The 26,322-nt window shown below is 60.7% G+C and carries 21 protein-coding genes, 2 tRNA genes and 2 pseudogenes; 1 reads left to right on the top strand and 24 read right to left on the bottom strand.

What is annotated here, in order from left to right; genetic code table 11:
* From ISN39_RS05490 to ISN39_RS05405, 18 genes are all read right to left on the bottom strand, one after another.
* Entirely contained in the window at nucleotides 1–1,512 is a 1,512-nt protein-coding gene (locus ISN39_RS05490) for an NADH-quinone oxidoreductase subunit M (RefSeq protein WP_194729411.1), read from the bottom strand.
* Entirely contained in the window at nucleotides 1,512–3,512 is a 2,001-nt protein-coding gene (nuoL, locus tag ISN39_RS05485) for an NADH-quinone oxidoreductase subunit L (protein WP_194729410.1), read from the bottom strand. Before nuoL ends, ISN39_RS05490 begins: the two co-directional genes overlap by 1 nt.
* A gap of 7 nt (nucleotides 3,513–3,519) precedes the next feature.
* The gene (gene nuoK / locus ISN39_RS05480) at nucleotides 3,520–3,828 is read right to left on the bottom strand and encodes an NADH-quinone oxidoreductase subunit NuoK (protein ID WP_022714828.1); all 309 of its coding nucleotides are present in this window, start codon (nucleotides 3,826–3,828) and stop codon (nucleotides 3,520–3,522) included.
* A 24-nt stretch (nucleotides 3,829–3,852) separates the two neighbouring features.
* On the bottom strand, nucleotides 3,853–4,467 hold the full coding sequence (locus tag ISN39_RS05475) for an NADH-quinone oxidoreductase subunit J (RefSeq protein ID WP_074067420.1): 615 nt from the start codon (nucleotides 4,465–4,467) through the stop codon (nucleotides 3,853–3,855).
* 142 nt (nucleotides 4,468–4,609) lie between these two features.
* Nucleotides 4,610–5,101, bottom strand: coding sequence for an NADH-quinone oxidoreductase subunit NuoI (gene nuoI / locus ISN39_RS05470; RefSeq protein WP_028739580.1), 492 nt, complete (start codon nucleotides 5,099–5,101; stop codon nucleotides 4,610–4,612).
* Nucleotides 5,102–5,141: 40 nt separating this feature from the next.
* Complete coding sequence (gene nuoH, locus ISN39_RS05465) at nucleotides 5,142–6,185, bottom strand: NADH-quinone oxidoreductase subunit NuoH (RefSeq protein WP_074067417.1); 1,044 nt, start codon at nucleotides 6,183–6,185, stop codon at nucleotides 5,142–5,144.
* Nucleotides 6,186–6,196: 11 nt separating this feature from the next.
* Nucleotides 6,197–8,278 carry an NADH-quinone oxidoreductase subunit NuoG gene (gene nuoG / locus ISN39_RS05460; RefSeq protein WP_194729409.1) on the bottom strand — a complete coding sequence of 694 codons (2,082 nt, stop codon included), beginning with the start codon at nucleotides 8,276–8,278 and terminating at the stop codon, nucleotides 6,197–6,199.
* A 221-nt stretch (nucleotides 8,279–8,499) separates the two neighbouring features.
* Nucleotides 8,500–9,108: a 5' DNA nuclease gene (locus ISN39_RS05455; RefSeq protein ID WP_074067412.1), complete on the bottom strand. Its 609-nt coding sequence runs from the start codon at nucleotides 9,106–9,108 to the stop codon at nucleotides 8,500–8,502.
* A gap of 4 nt (nucleotides 9,109–9,112) precedes the next feature.
* The gene (gene nuoF, locus ISN39_RS05450) at nucleotides 9,113–10,417 is read right to left on the bottom strand and encodes an NADH-quinone oxidoreductase subunit NuoF (RefSeq protein WP_194729408.1); all 1,305 of its coding nucleotides are present in this window, start codon (nucleotides 10,415–10,417) and stop codon (nucleotides 9,113–9,115) included.
* Nucleotides 10,418–10,429: 12 nt separating this feature from the next.
* On the bottom strand, nucleotides 10,430–11,560 hold the full coding sequence (locus tag ISN39_RS05445; protein WP_074067405.1) for an NADH-quinone oxidoreductase subunit E: 1,131 nt from the start codon (nucleotides 11,558–11,560) through the stop codon (nucleotides 10,430–10,432).
* A 16-nt stretch (nucleotides 11,561–11,576) separates the two neighbouring features.
* Nucleotides 11,577–11,849, bottom strand: a complete 273-nt coding sequence (locus tag ISN39_RS05440; RefSeq protein ID WP_194729407.1) for a hypothetical protein — start codon at nucleotides 11,847–11,849, stop codon at nucleotides 11,577–11,579.
* The gene (locus ISN39_RS05435) at nucleotides 11,849–13,039 is read right to left on the bottom strand and encodes an NADH-quinone oxidoreductase subunit D (RefSeq protein ID WP_194729406.1); all 1,191 of its coding nucleotides are present in this window, start codon (nucleotides 13,037–13,039) and stop codon (nucleotides 11,849–11,851) included. The genes ISN39_RS05440 and ISN39_RS05435 overlap by 1 nt, the downstream gene beginning before the upstream one ends.
* A 73-nt stretch (nucleotides 13,040–13,112) precedes the next feature.
* Nucleotides 13,113–13,715, bottom strand: a complete 603-nt coding sequence (locus ISN39_RS05430; protein ID WP_194729405.1) for an NADH-quinone oxidoreductase subunit C — start codon at nucleotides 13,713–13,715, stop codon at nucleotides 13,113–13,115.
* 15 nt (nucleotides 13,716–13,730) lie between these two features.
* The gene (locus tag ISN39_RS05425) at nucleotides 13,731–14,315 is read right to left on the bottom strand and encodes an NADH-quinone oxidoreductase subunit B (protein WP_194729404.1); all 585 of its coding nucleotides are present in this window, start codon (nucleotides 14,313–14,315) and stop codon (nucleotides 13,731–13,733) included.
* Nucleotides 14,306–14,671: an NADH-quinone oxidoreductase subunit A gene (locus tag ISN39_RS05420; RefSeq protein WP_194730109.1), complete on the bottom strand. Its 366-nt coding sequence runs from the start codon at nucleotides 14,669–14,671 to the stop codon at nucleotides 14,306–14,308. The genes ISN39_RS05425 and ISN39_RS05420 overlap by 10 nt, the downstream gene beginning before the upstream one ends.
* A 246-nt stretch (nucleotides 14,672–14,917) precedes the next feature.
* Nucleotides 14,918–14,994, bottom strand: a tRNA-Asp gene (locus ISN39_RS05415).
* A 47-nt stretch (nucleotides 14,995–15,041) separates the two neighbouring features.
* A tRNA-Asp gene (locus tag ISN39_RS05410) sits at nucleotides 15,042–15,118 on the bottom strand.
* Nucleotides 15,119–15,335: 217 nt separating this feature from the next.
* Nucleotides 15,336–15,737 carry a cupin domain-containing protein gene (locus ISN39_RS05405; protein WP_194729403.1) on the bottom strand — a complete coding sequence of 134 codons (402 nt, stop codon included), beginning with the start codon at nucleotides 15,735–15,737 and terminating at the stop codon, nucleotides 15,336–15,338.
* A gap of 215 nt (nucleotides 15,738–15,952) precedes the next feature.
* Here ISN39_RS05405 and ISN39_RS05400 point away from each other — a divergent pair, with 215 nt between their 5' ends.
* A complete protein-coding gene (locus tag ISN39_RS05400) occupies nucleotides 15,953–16,939 on the top strand; it encodes an aldo/keto reductase (RefSeq protein WP_194729402.1) in 987 nt (328 codons plus the stop codon).
* 64 nt (nucleotides 16,940–17,003) lie between these two features.
* Here the strand turns inward: ISN39_RS05400 and ISN39_RS05395 are convergent, their stop codons facing one another.
* The 6 genes and pseudogenes from ISN39_RS05395 to clpX form a co-directional block, all read right to left on the bottom strand.
* Nucleotides 17,004–19,214: an esterase-like activity of phytase family protein gene (locus ISN39_RS05395; RefSeq protein WP_194729401.1), complete on the bottom strand. Its 2,211-nt coding sequence runs from the start codon at nucleotides 19,212–19,214 to the stop codon at nucleotides 17,004–17,006.
* A gap of 81 nt (nucleotides 19,215–19,295) precedes the next feature.
* A pseudogene (locus ISN39_RS05390) lies at nucleotides 19,296–19,901 on the bottom strand (DMT family transporter); the annotation flags it as partial.
* A gap of 87 nt (nucleotides 19,902–19,988) precedes the next feature.
* Nucleotides 19,989–20,606 (bottom strand): annotated as a pseudogene (locus tag ISN39_RS36110) (reverse transcriptase domain-containing protein); the annotation flags it as partial.
* An 899-nt stretch (nucleotides 20,607–21,505) separates the two neighbouring features.
* Nucleotides 21,506–21,781 carry a DNA-binding protein HupB gene (gene hupB, locus ISN39_RS05380; protein WP_028739578.1) on the bottom strand — a complete coding sequence of 92 codons (276 nt, stop codon included), beginning with the start codon at nucleotides 21,779–21,781 and terminating at the stop codon, nucleotides 21,506–21,508.
* Between the two features lie 205 nt (nucleotides 21,782–21,986).
* Nucleotides 21,987–24,404: an endopeptidase La gene (gene lon, locus ISN39_RS05375; protein ID WP_074067394.1), complete on the bottom strand. Its 2,418-nt coding sequence runs from the start codon at nucleotides 24,402–24,404 to the stop codon at nucleotides 21,987–21,989.
* A gap of 401 nt (nucleotides 24,405–24,805) precedes the next feature.
* On the bottom strand, nucleotides 24,806–26,083 hold the full coding sequence (clpX, locus tag ISN39_RS05370; RefSeq protein WP_022714809.1) for an ATP-dependent Clp protease ATP-binding subunit ClpX: 1,278 nt from the start codon (nucleotides 26,081–26,083) through the stop codon (nucleotides 24,806–24,808).
* Between the last annotated feature and the right edge of the window lie 239 nt (nucleotides 26,084–26,322).

Here is a 26,322-nt window from a genome sequence, read left to right as displayed (position 1 = left end):
TCAATTCATCGACAGCGCAACGTCGTGCGCAGCGTTTACGGCGGCCGTATAGTTGTTCACCAGCATATCCACGGAGGCGGCCGTCGCATCGAAGACCGGCGCCGGATAGACGCCGAAGAAGATCGTCAGTGCCACCAACGGATAGAGGATCAGTTGCTCGCGCGGCGAAAGATCGAGAAGCGCCTTCAGCTTTTCCTTTTCCAGCGCGCCGAAGATCACGCGGCGGTAGAGCCACAGAGCGTAGCCTGCCGACAGGATCACGCCGGTTGCGGCGAAGAGCGCTACCCAGGTATTGACGCGGAAGACGCCCATCAGCGTCAGGAATTCGCCGATGAAGCCCGAGGTGCCCGGAAGGCCGACATTCGCCATGGTGAAGACCATGAAGGCGACGGCATATTTCGGCATGTTGTTGACCAGGCCGCCATAGGCCACGATCTCGCGGGTATGGGTGCGGTCATAGACGACGCCGACGCAAAGGAAGAGCGCGCCCGAAACGATGCCGTGCGACAGCATCTGGAAGATCGAGCCCTGCACGCCCTGCATGTTCGCCGCAAAGACGCCCATGGTGACGTAGCCCATGTGGGCAACCGACGAATAGGCGATCAGCTTCTTGATGTCGTCCTGCATCATCGCGACCAGCGAGGTGTAGATGATGGCGATCACCGACAGGGCGAAGACCATCGGCGCGAAGAAATCGGACGCGACCGGGAACATGCCGAGCGAGAAGCGGATGAGGCCGTAACCGCCAAGCTTCAGCAGCACGCCTGCCAGGATGACGGACCCGGCCGTCGGTGCCTGGACGTGCGCATCCGGCAACCAGGTGTGAACCGGCCACATCGGCATCTTCACCGCAAAGGAGGCGAAGAAGGCAAGCCACAGCCAGGTCTGCATGGCAGGCGGGAACTTGTAGGCGAGCAGCGCGGAAATATCCGTCGTGCCGGCCTGCCAGTACATCGCCATGATGGCGAGCAGCATCAGTACCGAACCGAGCAGCGTGTAGAGGAAGAACTTGTAGCTTGCGTAAACGCGGTCCCTGCCACCCCAGACACCGATGATGAGGAACATCGGAATGAGACCCGCTTCGAAGAAGACGTAGAAGAGCACGATATCGAGCGACACGAAGACACCGACCATCATCACTTCAAGGATGAGGAAGGCGATCATGTATTCCTTCAGGCGCTTTTCGATGGAGAGCCAGCTCGCCAGAATGCAGAAGGGCATGAGGACCGTCGTCAGGACGACGAACAGCATCGAGATGCCGTCGACGCCGACATGATAGCCGATGCCCGTGCCGAGCCAGCCATGCTTCTCGACCATCTGGAAGCCCGGGTTCGCATTGTCGAAACCGATCCAGATGAACAGCGAAACGATGAACGTGACGATGGTCGTGATCAACGAGATGTTGAGCACGTTGCGCCTGCCGCTCGGGCCGTTTTCGCTCATCAGCAGCAGAAGCACCACGCCGACGAGCGGCAGGAAGGTGACCGTTGAAAGAATAGGCCAATCGGTCATCAGAAGGAACTCCCGAGCATCATCCAGGTAACGAGTGCGGCAATGCCGATCAGCATCGCGAAGGCATAGTGATAGAGGTAACCGGTCTGCAGGCGGACGACGCGATTGGTGACGTCGACGACGCGGGCGGCAACGCCGTTCGGGCCGTAAGCATCGATGACGCCGATATCACCCTTCTTCCACAGGAAGCGGCCGAGCGCCTTGGCGGAACGGACGAAGAGGAAATCGTAGAGCTCGTCGAAGTACCACTTGTTGAGCAGGAACTGGTAAAGCACGCGGTGCTGCTGCGCGAGAACGCGCGGCGTCGAGGGCGACTTGATATACATGTACCAAGCCGTCACGAAGCCGAGAAGCATCGCGATGAACGGGCTCAGCGCCACCCACGCCGGCACGTGGTGGAATTCTTCCAGCAATTCGTTCTCGGCGCCGGTGAAGAGCGCGCCTTTCCAGAACTCGGCATAGTGGTGGCCGTAGAAGTAGCCCTCGAACAGGACACCCGCGAGAACCGCGCCGACCGCCAGAAGATAGAGCGGCACGAGCATGACCTGCGGCGATTCGTGGACGTGGTGCATCACCTCGTGCGAGGCACGCGGCGTGCCGAAGAAGGTGAGGAAGGCAAGACGCCAGGAATAGAAGCTCGTGAACAGGGCCGCGATCACCAGAAGCGTGAAGGCGAAGCCTGCAACCGGTGAATGCGAGGCGTAGGTCGCTTCGATAATCACGTCCTTCGAGAAGAAGCCGGCGAAACCGACCGGCGTGAACGGAATGCCGACGCCGGTCAGCGCCAGCGTGCCGATCGTCATCATCCAGAAGGTGACCGGGATGTGCCTACGAAGGCCGCCCATGTAACGCATGTCCTGCTCGCCGTCGACGGCATGGATCACCGAGCCGGCGCCGAGGAAGAGAAGCGCCTTGAAGAAGGCGTGTGTGAAGAGGTGGAAGATCGCTGCGCCGTAAGCCCCGACGCCGAGCGCCACGAACATGTAGCCGAGCTGCGAGCAGGTCGAATAGGCGATGACGCGCTTGATGTCGTTCTGCACGAGACCGACGGTCGCCGCGAAGAAGGCGGTGATCGCGCCGATCATGGTGACGAAGACCAGTGCATCGGGCGACAATTCGAAGAGCGGCGACATGCGGGCGACGAGGAAGACGCCGGCGGTGACCATGGTCGCGGCATGGATGAGTGCCGAAACCGGCGTCGGGCCTTCCATAGCGTCCGGCAGCCAGGTATGCAGCAGGAATTGAGCGGACTTGCCCATCGCGCCCATGAAGAGCAACAGGCAGATGCCGGTCAGCGCATGCGCCTTGTCGAGCTGCATGCCGAAGAGGTTAAGTACGACTTCACCCGCGGCTTCGGCTCCCTCATGCGGCGCGAAGCTCGAGGCATTGGCGAAGATCGTGTCGAGGTTGATCGAACCGAACAGAACGAAGATGCCGGCAATACCGAGCACGAAGCCGAAGTCGCCGACGCGGTTGACGACGAAGGCCTTGATTGCGGCGGCGTTTGCCGACGGTTTCTTGTACCAGAAACCGATGAGCAGATACGAAGCCAGACCCACGCCTTCCCAGCCGAAGAACATCTGGGCGAGGTTGTCAGAGGTCACCAGCATCAGCATGGCGAAGGTGAAGAGCGAGAGATAGGCGAAGAAGCGCGGACGATGCGGATCATGGTGCATGTATCCGATCGAGTAGATGTGCACCAGCGTCGAGACCGTGTTGACGACGATCAGCATGACGGAGGTGAGCGTGTCGACGCGCAGCGACCAGGAAGCATCGATGCCGCCGGACTGGATCCAGCGCAGGACCTCGACCTTGATCGGCCCGCCTTCGAGATGCCCCATGCCGACGGTGACGAAGACGTACCAGGACAGGACAGCGGCGACGATCATCAGGCCGCAGGTGACGTATTCCGATGCCTTGGCGCCGATCGCACGGCCGAAGAGGCCGGCGATGATCGCGCCGATCAAGGGAAGAAAGACAATAGCCTTATAGAGGAACATGAGCCGCTCAGCCCTTCATCATATTAACGTCTTCGACCGCGATCGAGCCGCGGTTGCGGTAGAAGACAACGAGAATTGCAAGACCGATCGCTGCCTCAGCCGCAGCAACCGTCAGAATGAACAATGCGAAGACCTGGCCGACGATGTCGTTCAGGAACGACGAGAAGGCGACCATGTTGATGTTGACCGCAAGCAGGATGAGTTCGATCGACATCAGGATGACGATGACGTTCTTCCGGTTGAGGAAGATGCCGAAAATGCCGATTGTGAAGAGGATGGCGCTGACCGTCAGGTAATGGGAAAGACCGATGACCATGTTCTTTGTTCCTTGTCCCTGCCTTTAGAGGCCCTGCCCCGGCTTGACCGTGACCACCTCAACGGCGGTCGCGGGCGTGCGGGCAACCTGTCTTGGAATATTCTGCCGCTTGATGTTGGTACGGTGCCTCAGCGTCAGCACGATCGCACCGATCATCGCGACGAGAAGGACCAGGCCGGCGATCTGGAAGAAGTAGATGTAGTTCGTATAGAGCACGTCGCCGAGGGCGGCGGTATTGGTGCGCTCGGTAATGGCCGGGATCGGCATCGCGACGGTCTTTGCGACTTCCGGAGAGATCACGCTGCCGCCGACAACGACGATGAGTTCGGCCGCAAGAACCAGACCGATCAGGCCGCCGATCGGGGCGTATTCAAGAACGCCCGCGCGCAGCTCCGTAAAATCGATGTCGAGCATCATGACCACGAAGAGGAAGAGGACCGCGACTGCGCCGACATAGACAACGAGCAGGATCATCGCCAGGAACTCGGCGCCGAGCAGCAGGAAGAGGCCTGCGGCATTGAAGAAGGTCACGATGAGGAACAGAACCGAATGAACCGGATTCTTCGCCGAGATGACCATGAACGCCGACGCTACCGCGACAAAGGCGAAAAGATAGAAAAATAGAGCCTGCAGACCCATGTTGGTGCCTTTTTCATCTTCCCCCGGGCAGCCGGGAGTTTCCCTGCCCGAATGGAGCTTGGCGTGACGTCAAGCCCGCAAAGCTCCGGTGCATGTTGACCGCGGGAGGCGAGCGCCCGCCGCGCGGCATTTCAAATTCCAATCAGCGGTACGGTGCGTCGATCGCCATGTTGCGGGCGATTTCGCGTTCCCACCGGTCGCCATTGTCCAAAAGCCGCTGCTTGTCGAAATAAAGCTCTTCGCGGGTTTCCGTGGCGAATTCGAAATTCGGGCCTTCGACGATCGCATCGACCGGGCAGGCCTCCTGGCAGAAGCCGCAATAGATGCACTTCACCATGTCGATGTCGTAGCGCACCGTGCGGCGCGTGCCGTCATTGCGGCGCGGTCCAGCTTCAATGGTGATCGCCTGAGCGGGACAGATCGCTTCGCAGAGCTTGCAGGCGATGCAGCGCTCTTCGCCGTTCGGATAGCGGCGCAGCGCATGTTCGCCGCGGAAGCGCGGGCTGACCGGACCCTTTTCGAAGGGGTAGTTGATCGTAGCCTTCTGGCGAAAGAAATAGCGCATCGACAAGAAGAATGCGCCAACGAATTCCTTGAGGAACAGCGAGCTGACGGCGTTGGACAAGCTTGCCATCTTCAACCTCCAAAATTGCTGGAAACGAGGGCGGACATCATCATGCCCATCCCATCAGCTTCAGCACGAATGCAACGATGACGACCATGGCGAGCGACAGCGGAAGGAAGACCTTCCAGCCGAGGCGCATCAGCTGGTCGTAGCGGTAGCGCGGCACGAAGGCCTTGACCATCGCGAACATGAAGAACACCAGGCAGGCCTTCAGCGTGAACCAGATGATACCCGGTACCCAGTTCAGGAACCAAACGTCAACCGGGGGCAGCCAGCCGCCGAGGAAGAGGATCGTCGTCAGCGCGCACATCAGGCAGACGGCCGCATATTCGCCAAGCATGAACATCATGTACGGCGAAGAGCCGTATTCGACCATGAAGCCGGCGACCAGCTCCGATTCGGCTTCCGGAAGATCGAAGGGCGGACGGTTGGTTTCGGCAAGCGCGGAAACGAAGAAGACGATGAACATCGGGAACAGCGCGAGCCAATGCCAATCCAGGAAGGACGCCGGCAGGCCGAGCATCGTTCCGAGGCCGTCATGCTGCGCATTGACGATGTCGGTCAGGTTCAGCGAACCGACGCAAAGCAGGACACAGACGATGACGAAGCCGATCGAGACTTCGTAGGACACCATCTGCGCGGCCGAACGAAGCGCACCCAGGAACGGATACTTCGAGTTCGAAGCCCAGCCGCCCATGATGATGCCGTAAACCTCGAGCGAGGCGATCGCGAAGATATAGAGGATGCCGACATTGATGTCGGCAATCACCCAGCCATCTGCGAGCGGCACGACGGCCCAGGTGGACAGCGCCAGAAGCACGGCGACGAGCGGCGCAAGCAGGAAGACGACCTTGTTGGCGCCCGCCGGAATGATCGGCTCCTTGAAGACGAACTTCAGAAGGTCGGCGAAGGACTGGAACAGGCCGAAGGGGCCGACGACGTTCGGGCCGCGGCGAAGCTGCACCGCAGCCCAGATCTTGCGGTCGGCAAGGAGCACGTAGGCAATAAAGACCAGAAGGCAGACCAGCAGGAGAAGCGACTGGCCGACCATGATGATCCCCGGCCAGACATATGTGGAAAAGAAAGAGTCCATAGTCCCTGCCCTTACTCTGCCGCGACTTTGAAGTTGTTGCGGGCCAATGCCGAGCATTCGGCCATGACAGCCGAGGCGCGTGCGATCGGGTTCGTCAAATAGAAGTCTTTGACCGGTGACGCAAACCCGGATTTGTTCATCTTCCCGGCTTTTTTGGCCAGTGCGGCAATTTTGGCGCTGTCGCCTTCGGCGATCTCGTCGACGGCGGCGAAATGCGGGAACGCCGCATAGAGTTTCGAGCGCAGTTCGGCAAGCGAATCAAAGGGAAGCTTCTTGCCGAGGACGTCGGAGAGCGCACGCAGGATCGCCCAGTCCTCGCGGGCATCGCCCGGTGCGAAACCGGCGCGGCTGCCCATCTGGACGCGGCCTTCGGTATTGACCCAAGTGCCCGACTTTTCAGTATAGGCGGCAGCCGGCAGAATGACGTCTGCATGGTGCGCGCCGTTGTCGCCGTGCGAGCCGATATAGACCGTGAGCTTGGCCTTCTTGGCGGTGAAGTCCAGCTCGTCGGCGCCGAGCAGGAAAAGCACGTCCATGGAGGCCAGCATGGCAGCCCCGTTGACGCCCTTGGCGCCGGGCACGAAGCCGAGGTCAAGGCCGCCGACACGCGATGCGGCCGAGTGCAGGACGGCAAAACCGTTCCAGCCTTCGACTACCGCGCCGACGTTGACGGCGAGCTTTGCGGCGCTTGCCAGAACACCCGCGCCATCCGTGCGGGAAAGCGCGCCCTGGCCGATGATGATCAGCGGCGTCTTGGCCTCCGCCAGAACCTTGGCGAAGGCATGGTTGCCATCCACCAGATCCTTCAGCGTATCCGGACCAGCACCGAGATATTCGTAATCATAACGCAGGTCACCGCCTTCGCCGATCACGCCGATCGGGAAGCCGCCGCGGCGCCAGCGCTTGCGGATGCGGGCATTGAGCACGGCAGCCTCGAAGCGCGGGTTCGCGCCGATGATGAGCAGCGCATCAGCCTGTTCGATGCCTTCGATCGTCGGGTTGAAGAGGTAGCTTGCGCGGCCGAGCGACGGATCAAGTGCCGTCCCATCCTGGCGACAGTCGAGGTTCTCGGAACCGAGCGACTTCACCAGTTCGGAGAGCGCGTACATTTCCTCGACCGAAGCGAGGTCGCCGGCGATCGCGCCGATCTTTTCGCCGGTCGTCTTGGAAACTGCAGTCTTGATCGCGCCGAAGGCTTCCGCCCAGGTCGCGGGCTGCAGGCGACCACCCTTGCGGACATAGGGTTTGTCGAGACGCTGCGTCTTCAGACCGTCCCAGATGAAGCGGCTCTTGTCGGAAATCCACTCCTCGTTGATCGCCTCGTTGACGCGCGGCAGGATGCGCATGACTTCGCGGCCGCGGGTATCGACGCGGATTGCGGAGCCGAGCGCGTCCATGACGTCGATCGATTCCGTCTTGTTCAGTTCCCACGGACGGGCCGTGAAGGCGAAGGGCTTCGAGGTCAGCGCGCCGACCGGGCAAAGGTCGACGACGTTGCCCTGCAGCTCGGAGGTCATCGCCTGCTCGAGATAGGTGGTGATTTCGGCGTCCTCGCCGCGGCCGATCAGGCCGAGTTCCGAGATGCCGGCGACTTCCGTCGTGAAGCGGACGCAGCGCGTGCAGTGGATGCAGCGGTTCATGACCGTCTTGACGAGCGGGCCGATATACTTGTCCTCGACGGCGCGCTTGTCTTCCTGATAGCGCGAGGTATCGATGCCGAAGGCCATCGCCTGGTCTTGCAGGTCGCATTCGCCGCCCTGGTCGCAGATCGGGCAATCGAGCGGGTGATTGATCAGCAGGAATTCCATTACGCCTTCGCGGGCCTTCTTGACCATCGGCGTGTTGGTGAAGACTTCCGGCAGTTCGCCGTTCGGTCCGCCGCGAATGTCGCGAACGCCCATAGCGCAGGATGCCTGCGGCTTCGGCGGGCCGCCCTTCACCTCGACAAGGCACATACGGCAATTGCCGGCGACCGACAGCCGCTCATGGAAGCAGAAGCGCGGAACTTCAGCGCCGGCTTCCTCACACGCCTGGATGAGCGTGTAATGATCCGGGACTTCGATCTCGTTGCCGTCTATCTTCAGTTTTGCCATCGTCACTCAGTCCTGTTTCCCGTTCGCCGGATGGCGGCAAACAAACCTATTTTGCAACATGACCGCTGCCAGGCGGGATTTTGTCCCCGCAGGCACCGGTGTCGCCCAATTGTCCTTCCAGGATTCGGAAAACCCGAAACCCGATCGGCGGGCAGTTCGCAGGCCCCTGCCCGCTTGCCGTTTCGCCATTCCCCTCCGGCTGCTTGGGTCAGCCGAAAAGATCACGTCCGCTTCCGGCCCTTCGCACAAAGCGCCTTCGCCTGACCGGTCCAGTCGTCGCGTGCGATGCGGCCGTTGAAACCAAGTTCGGCGTCGAGCTTTGCGATTTCCGCATCCGTCCAGGCGGCGATCTCGGCGAAGGTCCGAATGCCCTTTGCGTTCAGCACCTGCTCGAGCTTCGGACCGATGCCTGCGATCAGCTTCAGGTCGTCTGCCTTCTTCGCGCGTGCCGCCGGCTTCTTCGGTGCCGTAGGCTTTGATCCAGTTGCGCCGACAATCGAAAGCTTGGCCTTCTCCACCGCCGCCGGCCGGATATTCTCCGGCTTGATGCGCACTTCCGGCTTTGGTTCTTCCGGCGGCGTGTCGTCAAGCGCTTCCGCCAGCCTGTTGGTCTCCTCGAACGCGCCCTGCAGAGCGCCGAAGAAAGCGCCAGCTATCTGCGTCGAGAAACCGAAGCCGATCGCCGTTGCCGCAGCCATCGCCGCTACGGGCGGCGCCATCAGCGGATGCATCGGCAGAGCCCGCTCCAGCATCTCGGCTGCCAGACGGCCGAAGTCTGCCGGGAAATCGGCCGCTCCATCCTTCCCTGTGCTACCGGATGCCTTCGCCATCTTCTTACTCCGCTGCCTCGAGAACCGCACCGTGATCCATTGCGCTCGCCGTGTACTGATCGATGCGCGCTTCGATCTCCGGCCGGAAGTTACGGATCAGACCCTGCACCGGCCATGCGGCGGCATCGCCGAGCGCACAGATGGTGTGGCCTTCGATCTGCTTGGTGACCTGGAAGAGCATGTCGATCTCGCGCTTGTGGGCGTTGCCCTTGGCCATGCGCTCCATCACGCGCCACATCCAGCCGGTGCCTTCGCGGCACGGCGTGCACTGGCCGCAGCTCTCATGCTTGAAGAAAGCCGAGATGCGGGCGATCGCCTTGATGACGTCCGTGGACTTGTCCATGACGATCGCGGCGGCCGTGCCGAAGGACGAACCGACAGCGCGCAGGCCGTCGAAATCCATCGGGCAATCGATGATGTCCTTGGCGGGAACGATCGGGCACGAGGCGCCGCCGGGAATGACGGCGAGCAGGTTGTCCCAGCCGCCGCGGATGCCGCCGGCGTGACGATCGACGAGCTCACGGAAGGTGATGCCCATTTCCTCTTCGACGGTGCACGGCTTGTTGACGTGCCCGGAGAGCATGAAAAGCTTGGTGCCGACATTGTTCGGACGGCCGATCGAGGAGAACCAGCCGGCGCCGCGGCGAAGGATCGTCGGGGCAACGGCGATCGATTCGACGTTGTTGACCGTCGTCGGGCAGCCGTAGAGACCCATATTGGCCGGGAACGGCGGCTTCAGGCGCGGCTGCCCCTTCTTGCCCTCAAGGCTTTCGAGCAGGGCGGTTTCTTCGCCGCAGATGTAAGCGCCGGCGCCGTGATGGATATAAATTTCCATGTCCCAGCCGAGCTTGTTGTTCTTGCCGAGCAGGCCGGCATCATAGCATTCGTCAATCGCCGCCTGTAGTGCCTCACGCTCACGGATATATTCGCCGCGGACATAGATGTAGGCGGCGTTCGCGCCCATGGCGAAGCTCGCAATCACGCAGCCTTCGATCAGCGTATGCGGATCGTGGCGCATGATGTCGCGGTCCTTGCAGGTGCCGGGCTCCGACTCGTCGGCATTGACGACGAGATAGTGCGGCCGGCCATCGCTTTCCTTCGGCATGAAGGACCATTTGAGACCGGTCGGGAAACCTGCGCCGCCACGGCCGCGAAGGCCGGACGCCTTCATCTCGTTGACGATCCAGTCGCGGCCCTTTTCGAGGATCTGCTTGGTGCCGTCCCAGTGGCCGCGGCTCATCGCGCCTTTCAGGGACTTGTCCTTGAGGCCGTAGATGTTGGTAAAGATGCGGTCCTTATCTTGTAACATGCTTCACACCTCTTACCGCGGCTTCTTGCCAAAGACCTTGATATATTCCGCTTCGCCGCCCTTGGCGAGCGCCTTGGCCTGCTTGGCCCAGTCGTCGCGCTCGATGCGGCCCTTGAAATTCAAGTATCCATCGACCCATTCGCGTTCGGCCTTCTTCCAGCCTGCGACCTGCGCATAGGTGAAGATGCCGAGTTCGTTCAAAATGGCCTCGATCTTCGGACCGACGCCCGAGATCAGCTTGAGATCGTCCGGAGCTGTCGGCTTTTCGATGCCGACCGGCCGGTTCTTGTCGGTCAGCGCCGGCTTGCTCACGGCCGGAGCCGCGGCTGCCCTTGCGGGCTTTTCGGCCGGTGCAGGCAGCGGTGCAGCCTCGACGGCCTTGACATTCTTGGCCGCGGCCTTCGGCGCGGTATGGGGCGTCTTCAGCGCCGGATTGGTTTCGGCGTCCGAGCTCTTCGGCCGGCCGGCCTCGGAGGGCGGAAGGCTGACGGCATCGCTGACGGCCTTTTTTGCGGAGGCCTTCGGCTTGGGATCCGGCGCCAGAAGCGTCGTCGGACCGCCTTCGGGCGAGGAAAAATGACGGTCGATCTGCGGGCCGGGCTTGATGCTCGCCCCATTGCCGGCATTGAACGTGTCGATGATCTCTTCGAGGCGCTCCGGCGTCAGGTCTTCGTAAGTGTCCTTGCCGATCATCACCATCGGTGCGTTAACGCAGGCCCCGAGACATTCGACCTCTTCCCAGGAGAGCGTGCCTTCGGCATTGCGCTCGAACGGGTGATCGTGGATCTTGCTCTTGCAGACCTTCATCAGGCCTTCAGAGCCGCGCAGCATGCAGGGCGTCGTGCCGCAGACCTGGACGTGCGCGCGCGTTCCGACCGGACCCAGCTGGAACTGGGTGTAGAAGGTCGCGACTTCGAGGACACGGATATAGGCCATGTCCAGCATGTCGGCGACTTTCTCGATCGCCGCGCGGGTGACCCAGCCGTCCTGCTCCTGCGCCCGCATCAACAGCGGGATGACCGCCGACTGCTGACGGCCTGCGGGATATTTCTTGATCGTTTTGTCCGCCCAAACCGCGTTTTCGTCATTGAAGGCGAATGCGGCAGGCTGGAATTGATCTTCGGCTAGTCGACGAACGGACATTCTTCCTCACGCCTTGTCAGTTTAGGGTCCCACACCGCGAGGCTGTCAGAGACTGCATCTCGCAAGCATAGGCCGACTGGTCTTTCTGCATAAACACAACGAACTTGTTGCCGTTCGGAACGGCAGCCTTGATTTCATAGCCCCTAGACAATAGCTCGCCCATAGAGGCCTGGCCGCCCGGAGGCGCTACATCCTGCGCGCCCAGCTTCTGGCCGAATCCCTGATTATCCTGAGCGAACGCTCCGGATGCCATGAGGAAAACGGCTGCTGAAAGCGCGGCTAGCTGCATCAGCGGTCCACCTCGCCGAACACGATGTCGAGCGAGCCGAGAATAGCCGTCACGTCAGCGAGCATGTGGCCCTTGCAGAGGAAGTCCATCGCCTGCAGGTGAGCATAGCCAGGTGCACGGATCTTGCAGCGGTACGGTTTGTTGCTGCCATCCGAGACGACGTAGACGCCGAATTCGCCCTTCGGCGCTTCGACGGCCGCATAAACTTCGCCGGCCGGCACGTGATAGCCTTCGGTGTAGAGCTTGAAGTGGTGGATGAGCGCTTCCATCGAACGCTTCATCTCGCCGCGCTTCGGCGGAACCACTTTACCGTCGATCGACGAAACAGGGCCTGTCTTGGCGCTGCCCATCAGGCGTTCGACGCACTGCTTCATAATGCGAACCGACTGGCGCATTTCGATCATGCGGATCAGGTAACGGTCATAGCAATCGCCGTTCTTACCGATAGGGATATCGAATTCCAGATCGGAATAGCATTCGTAGGGCTGCGAGCGACGCAGGTCCCAGGCAGCGCCGGAACCGCGAACCATCACACCCGAGAAGCCCCACGACCAGGCATCCGCCAGCGACACCACGCCAATATCGACGTTACGCTGCTTGAAGATGCGGTTGTCGGTGAGGAGGCCTTCGATATCGTCCAGAACCTTCAGGAACGGATCGCACCACTTGCCGATGTCCTCGACGAGCTCCGGCGGGAGATCCTGGTGAACGCCGCCCGGACGGAAGTAGGCCGAGTGCATGCGCGCGCCACAGGCGCGCTCGTAGAACACCATGAGCTTTTCACGCTCTTCGAAGCCCCAAACCGGCGGCGTCATAGCGCCGACGTCCATGGCCTGCGTCGTCACGTTCATGATGTGCGACAAGATTCGGCCAATTTCCGAGTAAAGAACGCGAATCAGCTGGCCGCGAATCGGAATTTCGAGCTTGAGCAGCTTTTCGACGGCGAGCGCGAACGCGTGTTCCTGGTTCATCGGCGCGACATAGTCGAGGCGATCGAAATACGGAACGGCCTGCAGATAGGTCTTCGTCTCGATCAGCTTTTCAGTGCCGCGATGCAGAAGGCCGATATGCGGATCGACCCGCTCGATGATCTCGCCGTCGAGCTCGAGCACGAGACGCAGAACGCCGTGCGCGGACGGGTGTTCCGGACCGAAATTGATCGTAAAGTTGCGAACGTTATGTTCAATCATAGCGACGCGCTCCGCGCTGGCAATTGGCATGAGACGGCGAACCGAGAGGCTTCAAGAGATACGAGGCTCATCGTTACTTCGCAGCCTTCTCGTCTCCCGGCAGTACGTAATCCGTGCCTTCCCAGGGGGACATGAAATCGAAATTGCGGAATTCCTGCTTCAGCTCGACGGGCTCGTAGACGACGCGCTTGGCTGTATCGTCGTAACGCACCTCGACGTAACCTGTCGTCGGGAAATCCTTGCGCAGCGGATGGCCGTCGAAACCGTAGTCGGTGAGAAGACGGCGAAGGTCGGCATGACCGGAGAAAGGGATGCCGTACATGTCCCAAGCTTCGCGCTCGAACCACTCAGCACCCTGGTAGACCGCGGTTGCCGACGGCACCGACTCGCCGTCAGCCACAGCAACCTTGATGCGGATGCGCAGGTTCTGCTTGGGCGACAGCAGGTGGTACACGACGTCGAAGCGCTTCTCGCGCTGCGGCCAATCCACACCGCAAATATCGATCATGCTGATGAAGCCGCAGCGGGCGTCGTCACGCAGGAACGTCAATAGGGCCAGAATCGTTTCCGGCGCTGCAGTTACGTTCAGCTCATTATGGCTGATGGACGCATCAAGAAATAGATCGCCGCGCATCTCGCGGAGATACGAAGACAGTTCGCTCAAGGCTTCACTCATGACAGTCCTCCGCCCTTAGCGCTCGATCGTTCCGGTCCGCCGGATCTTCTTCTGCAGAAGCAGCACGCCGTAAAGCAGCGCTTCCGCCGTGGGGGGACAGCCCGGCACGTAGATATCGACAGGAACGACGCGGTCGCAACCACGCACGACCGAATAGGAATAGTGATAGTAGCCGCCCCCGTTTGCGCAGGAGCCCATCGAGATCACGTAGCGCGGCTCGGGCATCTGGTCGTAGACCTTGCGGAGCGCGGGTGCCATCTTGTTGGTCAGCGTGCCGGCAACGATCATGACGTCCGACTGGCGCGGCGAAGCGCGCGGAGCAACACCGAAGCGCTCCATGTCGTAACGCGGACCGGAAACCTGCATCAGGCCTTCGACAGCGCAGCAGGCCAGACCGAACTGCATCCACATCAACGAGCCCGTACGGGCCCAGGTGATGAGATCGCGGGTCGAGGTAACAAGAAAGCCCTTGTCAGCCAACTCATCGTTGATTTCACCGAAGAAGGCTCTGTCGCTGCCGATCGGCTTGCCCGTTGCCGGGTCGATCACGCCTTTCGGATGCGGTGCGACGAGCGCCTTGTCGCTTGGGGCTACTCCCATTCCAGGGCTCCCTTTTTCCATTCATAGATAAAGCCGATGGTCAGCACACCAAGGAAGACCATCATGGACCAGAAGCCAAACCAGCCGATGGCGCCGAAGGAAACGGCCCAGGGGAAGAGGAAGGCGACTTCGAGGTCGAAGATGATGAAGAGGATCGACACGAGATAGAAGCGGATGTCGAACTTTATGCGAGCATCGTCGAAGGCGTTGAAGCCGCATTCGTATGCGGAAAGCTTTTCCGAATCGGGCGCCTTGTAGGCCACGGCAAACGGCGCAATCAGAAGCGCCAGGCCGATGACGAGGGCAATGCCGATGAAGATAGCGATCGGAATATAGGAACTGAGCAGTTCAGTCATCATGTTCATCCCTGCTTGCCGAATGCGCCAGGCAGCGCAACGGGCAAATGCCCGGCAAGCGAACGTGCGTTGCAACAAGCCGTGGTTAGCGCAGCCGGAGCAATGGTGCAAGACTTTTAGAAAGCCAATTCCACCTGTGAGGATGCGACATTATCAAGCAGATGCAACGATGTCGCGACAAATACGCACAAGTTGCGAGAGGTTGCATGGCAGCCAACCAAAAACTGCATGGCTCGGAGAAAAGAATGGCGCGAGTGACGGGGCTCGAACCCGCGACCTCCGGCGTGACAGGCCGGCACTCTAACCGACTGAGCTACACCCGCGCATCTTGAAGGAAAGGCCGGAAAGCGCCTTGCGGCACATCTTAAAATGGCGCGAGTGACGGGGCTCGAACCCGCGACCTCCGGCGTGACAGGCCGGCACTCTAACCGACTGAGCTACACCCGCACTTCATTTCAAGTCATCCGGAGCTTTCGCATCCTTGTCAAAACGGACAGGCCGCTTCGATGAGCGGCTAACTAAGGGGTTCGCATTTGAGTGTCAAGCAGGTTTGGAGACAAAACCATGACAGTCCGGAAATTGTTTTCAAGGCGAAGTCCAGCCGCCGCACAAGAGCTGAGCGTTGACAGGACTTCCGACGCATTTTCTCGCGTCTGACGCCGCTTCAGGCCTTTCCGGCATATTGCTCGTCGCTGACCTGCTCCATCCAGTCGGCGACGCTGCCATTCAGTGATTCCTGGATGGCGATATGCGTCATCGCCGTTTCCGGGGCTGCGCCATGCCAGTGCTTTTCGCCGGCCGCGAACCAGACGGTGTCGCCCGGCCGGATTTCGCGGATGTCGCCGCCCCAGCTCTGCACAAGCCCCTTGCCGGACGTGACGATCAGCGTCTGGCCCAGAGGATGCGTGTGCCACGCGGTGCGCGCTCCCGGCTCGAATGTCACGTGCACGACCCTCACGCGGGCCGGATCCGGCGCTTCGATCAACGGATCAAGCCGCACGGTGCCAGCGAAATAGTCCGCCGAAGCCTTCGCCGATGGCCGGGAACCGGCTGTCTTAATTTCCATGCTATTGCCTCTTCGTTTTTTGATCCGGCGCGTCCCTCACAGAAAGTAGGTCATCGGTCGACCCATTTGAAGTGGAGCGGGAAGATATGCCAGACCAATCGGCACCGTTCTCGAATAAGCAACGTCGGCGCCCTATTTCCCCCGCAGGCGCTTGTCCGCCCGGGGCCTGGCTGATAGTCGCCGTGCGAGCTTTTCATCACGAATGGAGGATTCCCATGAAACAGCATTCTTTCGGCCGCATGCCGTTTTCAGTCACCAATGTCGGGTTCGGCGCATGGCAGATAGGCGGTTCCTGGGGCGAGGTTAGCGAGGCTGACGGCCGGGCGGCCCTCAATGCGGCGCTCGACGCCGGCATCACCTTCATCGACACAGCGGACGTTTATGGCGACGGCCGATCGGAAAAGATCGTCGCCGACGTGCTGAAGAGCCGTGGCGGCACGCGCCCGATGGTCGCCACCAAGGCCGGCCGAAGGCTGAACCCGCATGTCGCCGGCGGCTATACCAAGGCCAATCTCGAAGGCTTCATCGACCGCAGCCTGAAGAACCTGCAGGTCGACAGTCTCGACCTCGTCCAACTCCACTGCCCGCCGACGGAGGTGCTTTACCGTTCGGAAGTCTTCGACGGTCTCAACGAGCTGCAGAAGGCCGGCAAGATCAAGGGCTATGGTGTCAGCGTTTCGACGGTGGAGGAAGGCTTGAAAGCGATCGAGTTTCCGGGCGTTGAAAGCATCCAGATCATCTACAACATCTTCCGTCAGCGCCCCGATCGCCTGTTCTTCCAGGAAGCCCGCCGCAGGAACGTCGCCGTGATTGCCCGCGTGCCGCTCGCAAGTGGCCTGCTCTCCGGCAAGATCACCCGCGACACCAAGTTCGCAAGCGACGACCACCGCAATTTCAACCGCCACGGCGAGGCCTTCGATGTCGGCGAGACCTTCGCGGGCGTTCCCTTCGAGGTCGGCCTGCAAGCGGTCGAGGAGGTGCGCAAGCTGGTGCCGCAGGGCGCCTCTATGGCAGCCTTTGCGCTTCGCTGGATCCTGATGAACGATGCCGTGACCGTGGTCATCCCCGGCGCGCGCAACGCCGAACAGGCAAGGGCCAACGCAGCGGCCGCCGATCTCGCGCCGCTCTCCCACGACGTGATGGACGCGACCCGCGAGATCTACGAGCGGCTGATTGCACCGCATGTGCATCAGCGCTGGTAAGCGTAACTTTCAGAACCAAAAATGGCCGGGTTTGACCCGGCCATTTCCTTTCAGTTCTGGGACCTCAGTTCGTGCCGACCAGGTTGACCGGGAAGAACAGGGTTTCACCTGAGGAGTCGCTGACCCCGTCGTTGTCGGTGACGGCATAGGCCTTGCCGCCAGCGTCGAAGGTGAAGCCTTCGATCTTGTCGAGCACGTAGCCGTTGGTGGCCGTCTTCAGCTCGTTGACGAAGTCGTAGGCTTCGGTCTTCTCGACGGCCGGCAGCTCGCCGCCGAGCTTGGCGGGCTTGAGATCGGCGATCGCCACCTTATAGAGCTTCTTCAACTTCGCTGCATCGGCCACGAGGTTGTCGCGCTCGATGATATAGACGTTGTCGCCATGGGCAGAGATTTCCGAAAGACCGACCCAGCCGTTTTCGGACTTGTCGAGCGGGTAGCGCACGGCGCCCCATTCCTTGCTCTTCAGATTGTAGGAGACGAGCTTGACGAAGCCCTTCTCGTCGTCCTTCCATTCACGCTGAATTGCCATCCACAGCGTTGCATCATCGCCGGAGCCGATGATCGTCACGCCTTCGAAGCCGTAGCGGATTTCGTTGGCGGTCAGTTCCTTCGGCAGGGCGACCTCGGCCTTGATCTCGCCCTTCGGATTGACGTGGTAGAGCGCGTGCGGCAGCAGCTTTTCGCTGTTGCCTTCGGAAGCGAGCCAGAACCAGCCCTTCTCATCGACGGCGATGCCCTCGATGTCGAGCTTCTGGGCGGCAGCACCGTCACGCTTGACGGTCAGCGTCTCGGTGATGACGGCCGGCTTCTGCGTCGCGTCGATCGTGTAGATCGTCGGCTGCATGCCGAGCACGCTGTCGCTGACCGCAAAGAGCTTGCCGGGCTTTTCCGGAACGGCAGCAAGGCCCGAAAGGGCGGCAAAGCCGACCGGGTTGCCATCCTTCTCGGCCGCGACGATCTGCGGATAGGCCTTCTCTCCTTCGGCAAGCTCGTAGATCATCACATGCGAGCGCGGGCCGCCGTCCTTTCCGAGATCGACTTCGTTGGCGGTCGCAAAGAGGTTGCGCGAGGGGATGGCGACAGCGCCTTCCGGCGAAACGCCCGATGGCAATATCTGCGAGAGCTCCGGGTCGGCGCCCGTGTCCTTGTAGACGCCGACAACAGAAGCGCGCTCGGCAAGCACGAAGAAATATTGCTGGCTTCCGAAGGTGGCTGCTTCCAGGCCCTCCGGTTCGACGCCCTTCGAGGAGGAGCGGCCGTCCGGATAATGGCCGAGATCAGCCACGGCGCGCTCGAAGGAACTGCCGGATTCGTAGAGAACCTTGCCGGTCTTATCGAAAATCGTGAACCCGCGCGAGCCGCCTTCATAATCGCCTTCGTTGGCGACGACGAGACGGTTGTCGTCCAGCCATTTCACAGCGTCCGGTTCGCGCAGAACACCCTTCAGTTCGCCAGCAAACTTCAGCGCCCCGTCCTTCTTCGTGTCGATACCGGAAAGGTCGGTGCTGCCTGCGGAGAAATGCGTCTTCACCTGTGCGGTTTTGGCGTCGATGATGACGATCTCGTTGTTTTCCTGCAGTGTCAGTGCGATCTCATCCTGGCCGTTGAAGGCGACGAATTCCGGCTCCGGGTCCTCCGGCGCGACGGCCGAGAGGCCGGTCAGCGCAACGTGCTTGATCGTGCTGCAATCGACCGTTCCGTCCTTGACCTGGAAGATAGCGAGATCGCCTGCCGGCATCTGCGGGATCTTGCCGTCGTTGACGTCTTCGTCGCGCTCGTTTTCGATGGCGATGGTGCCGAGCGTCTTGTCCTTGTTGAGCGCGATCGAATCCGGCTGACCGCCGAGATCGCAGGTGTTCTCGATCTTTTTGGTGGCAACGTCGACGATTGCCAGATGGCCGGAAGGCTTCTGCTTACTCTCGCCGGTGTTGACGGCAACGAGCGCCTTGCCGGCTGCCGACGTAACGGATGTCGGCTCGCCGTCCATCATCAGCGCGCCGACGGCCTTCGGGGCCTTGGCATCGATGATGTCGACGAAGCCGATCGCGCCGAGCGGGCTGTCGCTGTAAATCAGCGTCCTGCCGTCATCGGTGGCGGTGATGATTTCGGCGGAGGTCGTGGAAAGCTTGTCCTTGCCGGCGGGCAGGTTTGCGGCAACCGGGAAGGACGCAATACGATTGAAAACAGGCTCCGCAGCGGCCGGGAAAGCAACGGACGCGAGAAGCACGGCAGCCAGTGTTGCCTTGCGCGATGAAATGGTCATGAAATCCCCCATGTGTCGAATATCGAAACGGGGGATTTTTGAGGGACGCTGATGACAGACACATGACAGCCGGCGCGTTTTGCACCGCCCTGTCTATGCAGCCGTCTGCTCGCGGCGCAGTTCGTTGCGCATGATGAAGAGGGAGGCGCAAAAGATCAATGCCGCTCCGAGCCAGAGGTAACCGGTAGGCGCATAGCCGAAGACGAGCCAACCCGCAAAGACGTTGAGCGGCAGCTTGAGATCGTCGAAGGGCTGCACATAGGCAGCGTCGGCCGCTGTATAGGCAAGTGTGAGAAAATATTGCGCGAGCACGGTCATCAGGCCGGCGAGTACGAAAAGCCCCAGCGTGACGCCCGCCGGAAATTCGAAGCCGGCCGCCAGCGCAAGCCCGCCATTGATGGGCGTCAGAAGCACCAGCAGCCAGACCGTGATGGTTTCGGGCCGCTCGATGCCCGTCAGGTTCTTGGTGATCAGCGAGGAAGCGCCCCAGAGCAGCGCCGAGAGGATCGGAAGCAGGGCCGCCCAAGTGAAATTGACCGACCAGGGCTGCAAGATGATCATCGCACCGGCAAAGCCGGCGATCGTTGCCGTCCAACGGGCCGGACCAACGCGTTCCCTGAGCAAGAGTCGCGCACCGAGAATGATGAAAAACGGCGATGTCATCACCAGCGCGATCGCCTGCCAGATCGGCACGGAGGAATCGCACCGGATCTGCTGACCCCTCCCCGCCCACAGGATGCAGCGCAGTCTGCGCCGCAGCCAGCCATCCAGTTCCTCCAGGACCCCTTTTCCTTCGGTCAGCCGGAAATAGGCAATCCAGCCGCGTAGGATCGGGGCGAGGTCTTTGACGGTGGTGGCAAGGGCGCGACCGCGCCCTGCGCGAAACGCCCCTTTCAACCTGTCCCGCAGCCGCTTCACACTCGGCGCCGCAATCAGTAAGCGCGGCGCTTTATGGGCGGTCATGGTGTAGGCGAGAAAGGTGCGCTTCCACGGTCGGTCCACGGCGCTTTTGGCACCGTTAACCGTGAGCTTCAGCCGTTCGGCGAGGAAGTTGATGAGCGAGGCCATGACCCGCTCGCCGGCACGTCGCGACCGCACATAGACGTTGCAATCGTCGGCGTAGCGGCAAAAGACATGGCCGCGCCGCTCCAGTTCCTTGTCGAGGTCGTCGAGCAGAATGTTCGATAGCAGCGGCGAAAGCGGCCCACCTTGCGGGGTGCCCTCGCTGCGTGTCGTTTCGATCCCGCCCGTCATCAACCCGGCCTGCAGGTAGCGGCGGATCAGCCGCAGCACCCGCTTGTCGGTGACCTTACGCGCCACGCGTGCCATCAGCACGTCGTGGTTCACCCGGTCGAAGAACTTCTCCAAATCAAGATCGACCACAAAGCGGTGACCGCCGGCCACATAGGCCCGCGCGGCCAGAACCGCATCATGGGCGCTCCGCCACCGGCGCCGGTCTGTAGCGGTCCGCCAGCAAGTCTTCCCTGATGTGGCCAGTGCGTCGTGAGGTAAGGCTTCAGTTGTTCCACCGTCATCTTATCGATGCCCGGCACACCCTTGTTCGCTACCACCCGGCGGTAAGCCGCCATCAGGTTCTCGCGCTGAGGATCGTCTCCATCAGTCGCTCATTCGCCTCCGGTCGAGAGGATGACGGTCCTGCCGTGGTGTCTGATGCACCCAATGTCTGCCATCGCGGCTTCCGGCCGCTGCTCTCAGCATGGGCACGGAGCCTCTCAGCCCCGTCTTCTGCGTCTGTCCTCACCATCGAAAGACCGGCCTCCGTACGGCACTCCATGTTCGGCCCTTCACCGGTTGGTCCGGCTACTACGGCGTCTGCTGACTTCTGCCGCCCCATCCCGACACCTTTCGACGCCGGTAGCAACACCTGAAAATCAGGGGCAGGTCGGCAGACCTCCCAGGGTAAGACGCGTGACCTTCGTGCCAAATACCTGTCGCATCTACGCCCGCACCCTCCGGGTGATATCGGGCTTCGGGCACACTTGCTCCCTCGCCCGGATGCGGACGCCTCATATGCGCTTCCTGTTCGTCAGGCCGGCACTTTGCCTACAGCTTCCTTCAGACCCCGCCTCGCGGCAACGCCCTTGCTGTTCAGCTAACGGTTCCCATCACCAGGGCCCGCAGAGGACGCTCACCTCCAAGTCATCGGCCGGATACCACCCCGGCCAAACGGTGTTCGCACACCACGCGCCATGCCTGGCGCACAAGTGGAAAAGGGTCCGGCTTTCGCCGAACCCCTCCAAACCTGGGCTGCCAGTCTCGTTATCCGGCGGCCAGAAATCTCATTAGCCGTTAACGGCATCCTTCAGGCCCTTGCCGGGCGTGAACTTCGGCACGTTGCGAGCCGGAATATTGACTTCGGCGCCGGTGGACGGATTGCGGCCCTTGGTGGCAGCGCGATGAGAAACGGTGAAGCTGCCGAAGCCGGCGAGACGGATGTCGCCCTTCTTCTTCAGTTCAGCCTGGACAACGTCGAAAACAGCGTCGACAGCAGAAGCAGCGTCAGCCTTGGTGAGGCCAGCCTTTTCGGCAACTGCGGACACGAGTTCATTCTTGTTCATGTTTCCACCCCTTTCAATGGTTCGAAACGACTCAAATCTGTAAGCCAGGCACAGAATAAGTTTCATCAGGCCCGCCGCAACCCAAAAGCCCTGCAAATCAAGGAAAAGCAAGCGGCTCTGTGACGTTTTCACAAAAAAGGCTGGCGTTTTAAGCCAGCCTTTTCCGAGTTTTGCAGCATTTTGACATAAATGTGGCAGGCAGCGCTCAGTGAGCGATGGCTGCACCTGTCTCATCGAGGCCCTCGACCGTCGCGATGACCGGCGTTTCAACCGTTCCATCCCATTCGATCGGTTCAGGCCTGCGAACCAGCGCATGCTTGATCACCTCGCCCATGCGGGATACCGGGATGATCTCCATGTTGTTCTTCACGTTGTCCGGAATCTCCGCCAGATCCTTGGCATTTTCTTCCGGGATCAGCACCTTTTTGATGCCGCCGCGAAGCGCTGCGAGCAGCTTTTCCTTCAGGCCGCCGATCGGCAGAACGCGGCCGCGAAGGGTGATCTCGCCGGTCATGGCGACATCCTTGTTGACCGGAATGCCGGTCATGATCGAGACGATCGCGGTTGCCATGGCGACACCGGCCGACGGGCCATCCTTCGGCGTCGCGCCTTCCGGCACGTGCACGTGGATGTCGCTCTTGTCAAAGCGCGGCGGCTCGATGCCGAAATCGACAGCGCGCGAGCGAACGTACGAGGCCGCAGCGGAGATCGACTCCTTCATGACTTCCTTCAGGTTGCCAGTGACCGTCATGCGGCCCTTGCCCGGCATCATCACGCCTTCGATCGTCAACAGCTCGCCGCCGACTTCGGTCCAGGCAAGACCGGTGACCACGCCGACCTGATCCTCGCGCTCGGCTTCGCCGTGGCGGAAGCGCGGAACGCCCAGATAGTCGTCGATGTTGGCAGCCGTGACGGCGACCGACTTCGACTTGCCCTTGATGATCTCGGTCACCGCCTTGCGGGCGAGCTTCATAAGTTCGCGTTCGAAGTTACGCACGCCTGCTTCGCGGGTGTATTGCTGGCTGATCGCCATCAGGGCATCGTCGCTGACCGAAAATTCCTCCGGCTGCAACGCATGTTCCTTGATGGCCTTCGGCAGCAGGTGCCGCTTGGCGATTTCTCGCTTTTCGTCTTCGGTATAGCCGGCGATACGGATGATCTCCATGCGGTCCATCAAAGGTGCCGGAATGTTCAGCGTATTCGCCGTCGTGATGAACATCACGTCCGACAGGTCGTATTCGACTTCCAGGTAGTGATCCATGAAGGTCGAGTTCTGGGCCGGGTCGAGCACTTCGAGCAGGGCCGAGGACGGATCGCCGCGGAAATCCATGCCCATCTTGTCGATCTCGTCGAGCAGGAAGAGCGGATTGGACTTTTTCGCCTTCTTCATCGACTGGATGACCTTGCCGGGCATCGAGCCGATATAGGTGCGGCGGTGACCGCGGATTTCGGCTTCGTCGCGAACGCCGCCGAGCGCCATGCGGACATACTCACGGCCGGTCGCCTTGGCAATCGACTGCGCAAGCGAGGTCTTGCCGACGCCCGGAGGGCCGACGAGGCACAAGATCGGCCCCTTGAGCTTGGCTGCACGCGCCTGCACGGCGAGATACTCGACGATCCGCTCCTTGACCTTGTCCAGGCCGAAGTGATCGGCTTCGAGGATCTGTTCTGCGTGGTTGAGGTCCGACTTGATCTTCGATTTCTTGCCCCACGGAATGCCGAGCAGCCAGTCGAGATAGTTGCGGACGACGGTTGCTTCGGCAGACATCGGGCTCATCTGGCGCAGCTTCTTCAGCTCCGCGTCGGCCTTCTCGCGCGCTTCCTTGGAAAGCTTGGTCTTGGAGATGCGCTCTTCCAGTTCGGCCATCTCGTCGCGGCCTTCCTCGCCGTCTCCGAGCTCCTTCTGGATCGCCTTCATCTGCTCATTCAGGTAGTATTCGCGCTGGGTCTTCTCCATCTGGCGCTTGACGCGCGAGCGGATGCGCTTTTCGACCTGCAGGACCGAAATCTCGCCTTCCATGAAGCCGAGCGCCTTTTCGAGGCGAGCCTTGACGCTGGTAGTTTCCAGCATCTCCTGCTTTTCGGTAATCTTGATCGACAGGTGCGAGGCAACCGTATCGGCGAGCTTGGAATAATCGTCGATCTGGCTGGCAGCGCCGACCACTTCAGGCGAGATCTTCTTGTTGAGCTTCACATAGCTCTCGAACTCCGAAACGACGGAGCGCGACAGCGCTTCCAGCTCGACCGGGTCGTCATGCGGCTCTTCGAGCACATGGCCGAGCGCCTCGTAGAAATCCTCGCGGCTGGTATAGGCATCGATCTCGGCACGGGCGCGGCCTTCGACAAGAACCTTCACGGTGCCGTCGGGCAGCTTCAGGAGCTGCAAAACATTGGCAACCGTGCCGACATTATGAATTGCTGAAGGATCTGGATCATCATCGCTTGCGTTGATCTGGGTGACCAGCATGATCTGCTTGTCAGAACCCATGACCTCTTCAAGCGCACGGATCGACTTTTCCCGTCCGACGAACAGCGGCACGATCATATGGGGGAAGACCACGATGTCGCGCAGGGGCAAAACAGGATAGGCAGTGCTGCTCGCTACAGACGTTTTCTTCGTCATTTTATTTCCTTTCCATCGTCCCGTTTCCGGGCTCTTTGCGCGGCCGCATGCGATTGGCCGGCACTCTCACTTGGGCTACAAGTGGAGGTTCTGACTATGCATTTCAAGCCACGCTAACGCCCGCGTTCCACGGTTGTGACAGCTTTATTACAACGGAACGCTAGTACAATGAAGCGCCTAACTGGATCGACGCTTACCGCTTTCGAACCGGCTAAAACACAAGGCCGGAAAACCCGCTATGGAATCATTCCATCATCTTTAAGGACGGAACATTCCGCAACGTCAGCAATAGCGTTTTCCCAGTCTTGCCAGCCATTATTAACAGGACCATACACGGTTTTTCAAATAGAAAGGGGCCTGCCTTCGGCAAGCCCCTAAATCTAACCATACGAGGACCGGCATCAGGCCGAGGCGTTTGCCTTTTCCTCCTGACGGTCCGCATAGATGTAGAGCGGACGGGCAGAACCGCGGGCAACTTCCTCGGAGATAACGACTTCGCGAACGCCTTCCAGCGCCGGCAGTTCGAACATCGTATCGAGCAGGATCTTTTCCATGATCGAGCGAAGGCCGCGGGCACCGGTCTTGCGTACGATCGCCTTGCGGGCGATTTCGCGGAGCGCATCCTCGTGGAAAGTGAGTTCCACGTCTTCCATCTCGAACAGGCGCTGATACTGCTTGATGAGCGCGTTCTTCGGTTCCGACAGAATCTGGATCAGCGCATCCTCATCGAGGTCTTCGAGCGTTGCCAGGACCGGCAGACGACCGATGAATTCCGGAATGAGGCCAAACTTCACCAGATCTTCCGGCTCGAGTTCGCGCAGCACTTCGCCGACGCGGCGGTCATCCGGCGCCTTGACGGTCGCACCGAAGCCGATCGAGGTCTTCTCGCCGCGTGCCGAGATGATCTTGTCGAGACCGGCGAAGGCGCCGCCGCAGATGAACAGGATGTTCGTCGTGTCGACCTGCAGGAATTCCTGCTGCGGATGCTTGCGGCCGCCCTGCGGAGGAACGGAAGCGACGGTGCCTTCCATGATCTTCAGAAGCGCCTGCTGCACGCCCTCGCCCGACACGTCGCGAGTGATCGAGGGATTGTCGGACTTGCGGGAGATCTTGTCGACCTCGTCGATATAGACGATGCCGCGCTGGGCGCGCTCGACATTGTAGTCGGCAGACTGCAGAAGCTTCAGGATGATGTTTTCGACGTCTTCACCGACATAGCCGGCTTCGGTCAGCGTCGTTGCATCGGCCATCGTGAAGGGAACGTCGATGATGCGGGCGAGCGTCTGGGCGAGATAGGTCTTGCCGCAACCGGTCGGGCCGACCAACATGATGTTCGACTTCGCCAGTTCGACTTCACTGTTCTTGGTGGCATGCGCCAGGCGCTTGTAATGGTTGTGGACGGCAACCGACAGTATCTTTTTCGCCTGCCGCTGGCCGATGACGTATTCGTCGAGAACCTTGATGATGTCCTGGGGCGTGGGAACGCCGTCGCGGGACTTGACCATCGAGGACTTGTTCTCCTCGCGGATGATGTCCATGCACAGTTCGACGCATTCATCGCAGATGAAGACGGTCGGCCCGGCGATTAGCTTCCGGACTTCGTGCTGGCTCTTTCCGCAGAACGAACAATACAGGGTATTCTTGGAGTCGCCGCCGTTGCTGCCGCTGACCTTGCTCATATCACTTTCCTTCCAGCACGCCGCATTTCAAGGTGAAATCGCGGTCCACTCAATGGCCCGCCGGCCTGCTCCCACCGGAGCATCAGCCGGCCAAGGCTTTAAGGGGTAAAAACCGGTACCCAACCAAAACATGCCCGGGTTCCGGCGGCAACGAACTCCCCTTCGAATGCCGAATGCTATGTCATACAGATTCAACATAGCATTAATAGTTACTATTAGCGTCTTCGCTACCGCATTAA

Origin of the sequence: Rhizobium sp. 007 (assembly GCF_015353075.1) — a bacterium.
Classification (GTDB): Bacteria; Pseudomonadota; Alphaproteobacteria; order Rhizobiales; family Rhizobiaceae; genus Rhizobium.
Note: the sequence above shows the minus strand (reverse complement) of the source record. Positions and strands in the feature narration are given on the sequence as shown.

Bases quoted from the DNA above. Each gene is read 5' to 3' on its own strand.
- ISN39_RS05435 (WP_194729406.1), bottom strand. From the start codon at position 13,039: ATGATTGAACATAACGTTCGCAACTTTACGATCAATTTCGGTCCGGAA.
- ISN39_RS05475 (WP_074067420.1), bottom strand. From the start codon at position 4,467: ATGGGTCTGCAGGCTCTATTTTTCTATCTTTTCGCCTTTGTCGCGGTA.
- ISN39_RS05490 (WP_194729411.1), bottom strand. From the start codon at position 1,512: ATGACCGATTGGCCTATTCTTTCAACGGTCACCTTCCTGCCGCTCGTC.
- ISN39_RS05400 (WP_194729402.1), top strand. From the start codon at position 15,953: ATGAAACAGCATTCTTTCGGCCGCATGCCGTTTTCAGTCACCAATGTC.
- ISN39_RS05425 (WP_194729404.1), bottom strand. From the start codon at position 14,315: ATGGGAGTAGCCCCAAGCGACAAGGCGCTCGTCGCACCGCATCCGAAA.
- ISN39_RS05455 (WP_074067412.1), bottom strand. From the start codon at position 9,108: ATGGCGAAGGCATCCGGTAGCACAGGGAAGGATGGAGCGGCCGATTTC.
- nuoG (WP_194729409.1), bottom strand. From the start codon at position 8,278: ATGGCAAAACTGAAGATAGACGGCAACGAGATCGAAGTCCCGGATCAT.
- ISN39_RS05445 (WP_074067405.1), bottom strand. From the start codon at position 11,560: ATGTCCGTTCGTCGACTAGCCGAAGATCAATTCCAGCCTGCCGCATTC.
- nuoK (WP_022714828.1), bottom strand. From the start codon at position 3,828: ATGGTCATCGGTCTTTCCCATTACCTGACGGTCAGCGCCATCCTCTTC.
- ISN39_RS05405 (WP_194729403.1), bottom strand. From the start codon at position 15,737: ATGGAAATTAAGACAGCCGGTTCCCGGCCATCGGCGAAGGCTTCGGCG.
- clpX (WP_022714809.1), bottom strand. From the start codon at position 26,083: ATGAGCAAGGTCAGCGGCAGCAACGGCGGCGACTCCAAGAATACCCTG.
- hupB (WP_028739578.1), bottom strand. From the start codon at position 21,781: ATGAACAAGAATGAACTCGTGTCCGCAGTTGCCGAAAAGGCTGGCCTC.
- ISN39_RS05440 (WP_194729407.1), bottom strand. From the start codon at position 11,849: ATGCAGCTAGCCGCGCTTTCAGCAGCCGTTTTCCTCATGGCATCCGGA.
- nuoF (WP_194729408.1), bottom strand. From the start codon at position 10,417: ATGTTACAAGATAAGGACCGCATCTTTACCAACATCTACGGCCTCAAG.
- ISN39_RS05395 (WP_194729401.1), bottom strand. From the start codon at position 19,214: ATGGGGGATTTCATGACCATTTCATCGCGCAAGGCAACACTGGCTGCC.
- lon (WP_074067394.1), bottom strand. From the start codon at position 24,404: ATGACGAAGAAAACGTCTGTAGCGAGCAGCACTGCCTATCCTGTTTTG.
- ISN39_RS05430 (WP_194729405.1), bottom strand. From the start codon at position 13,715: ATGAGTGAAGCCTTGAGCGAACTGTCTTCGTATCTCCGCGAGATGCGC.
- ISN39_RS05420 (WP_194730109.1), bottom strand. From the start codon at position 14,671: ATGACTGAACTGCTCAGTTCCTATATTCCGATCGCTATCTTCATCGGC.
- nuoL (WP_194729410.1), bottom strand. From the start codon at position 3,512: ATGTTCCTCTATAAGGCTATTGTCTTTCTTCCCTTGATCGGCGCGATC.
- nuoI (WP_028739580.1), bottom strand. From the start codon at position 5,101: ATGGCAAGCTTGTCCAACGCCGTCAGCTCGCTGTTCCTCAAGGAATTC.
- nuoH (WP_074067417.1), bottom strand. From the start codon at position 6,185: ATGGACTCTTTCTTTTCCACATATGTCTGGCCGGGGATCATCATGGTC.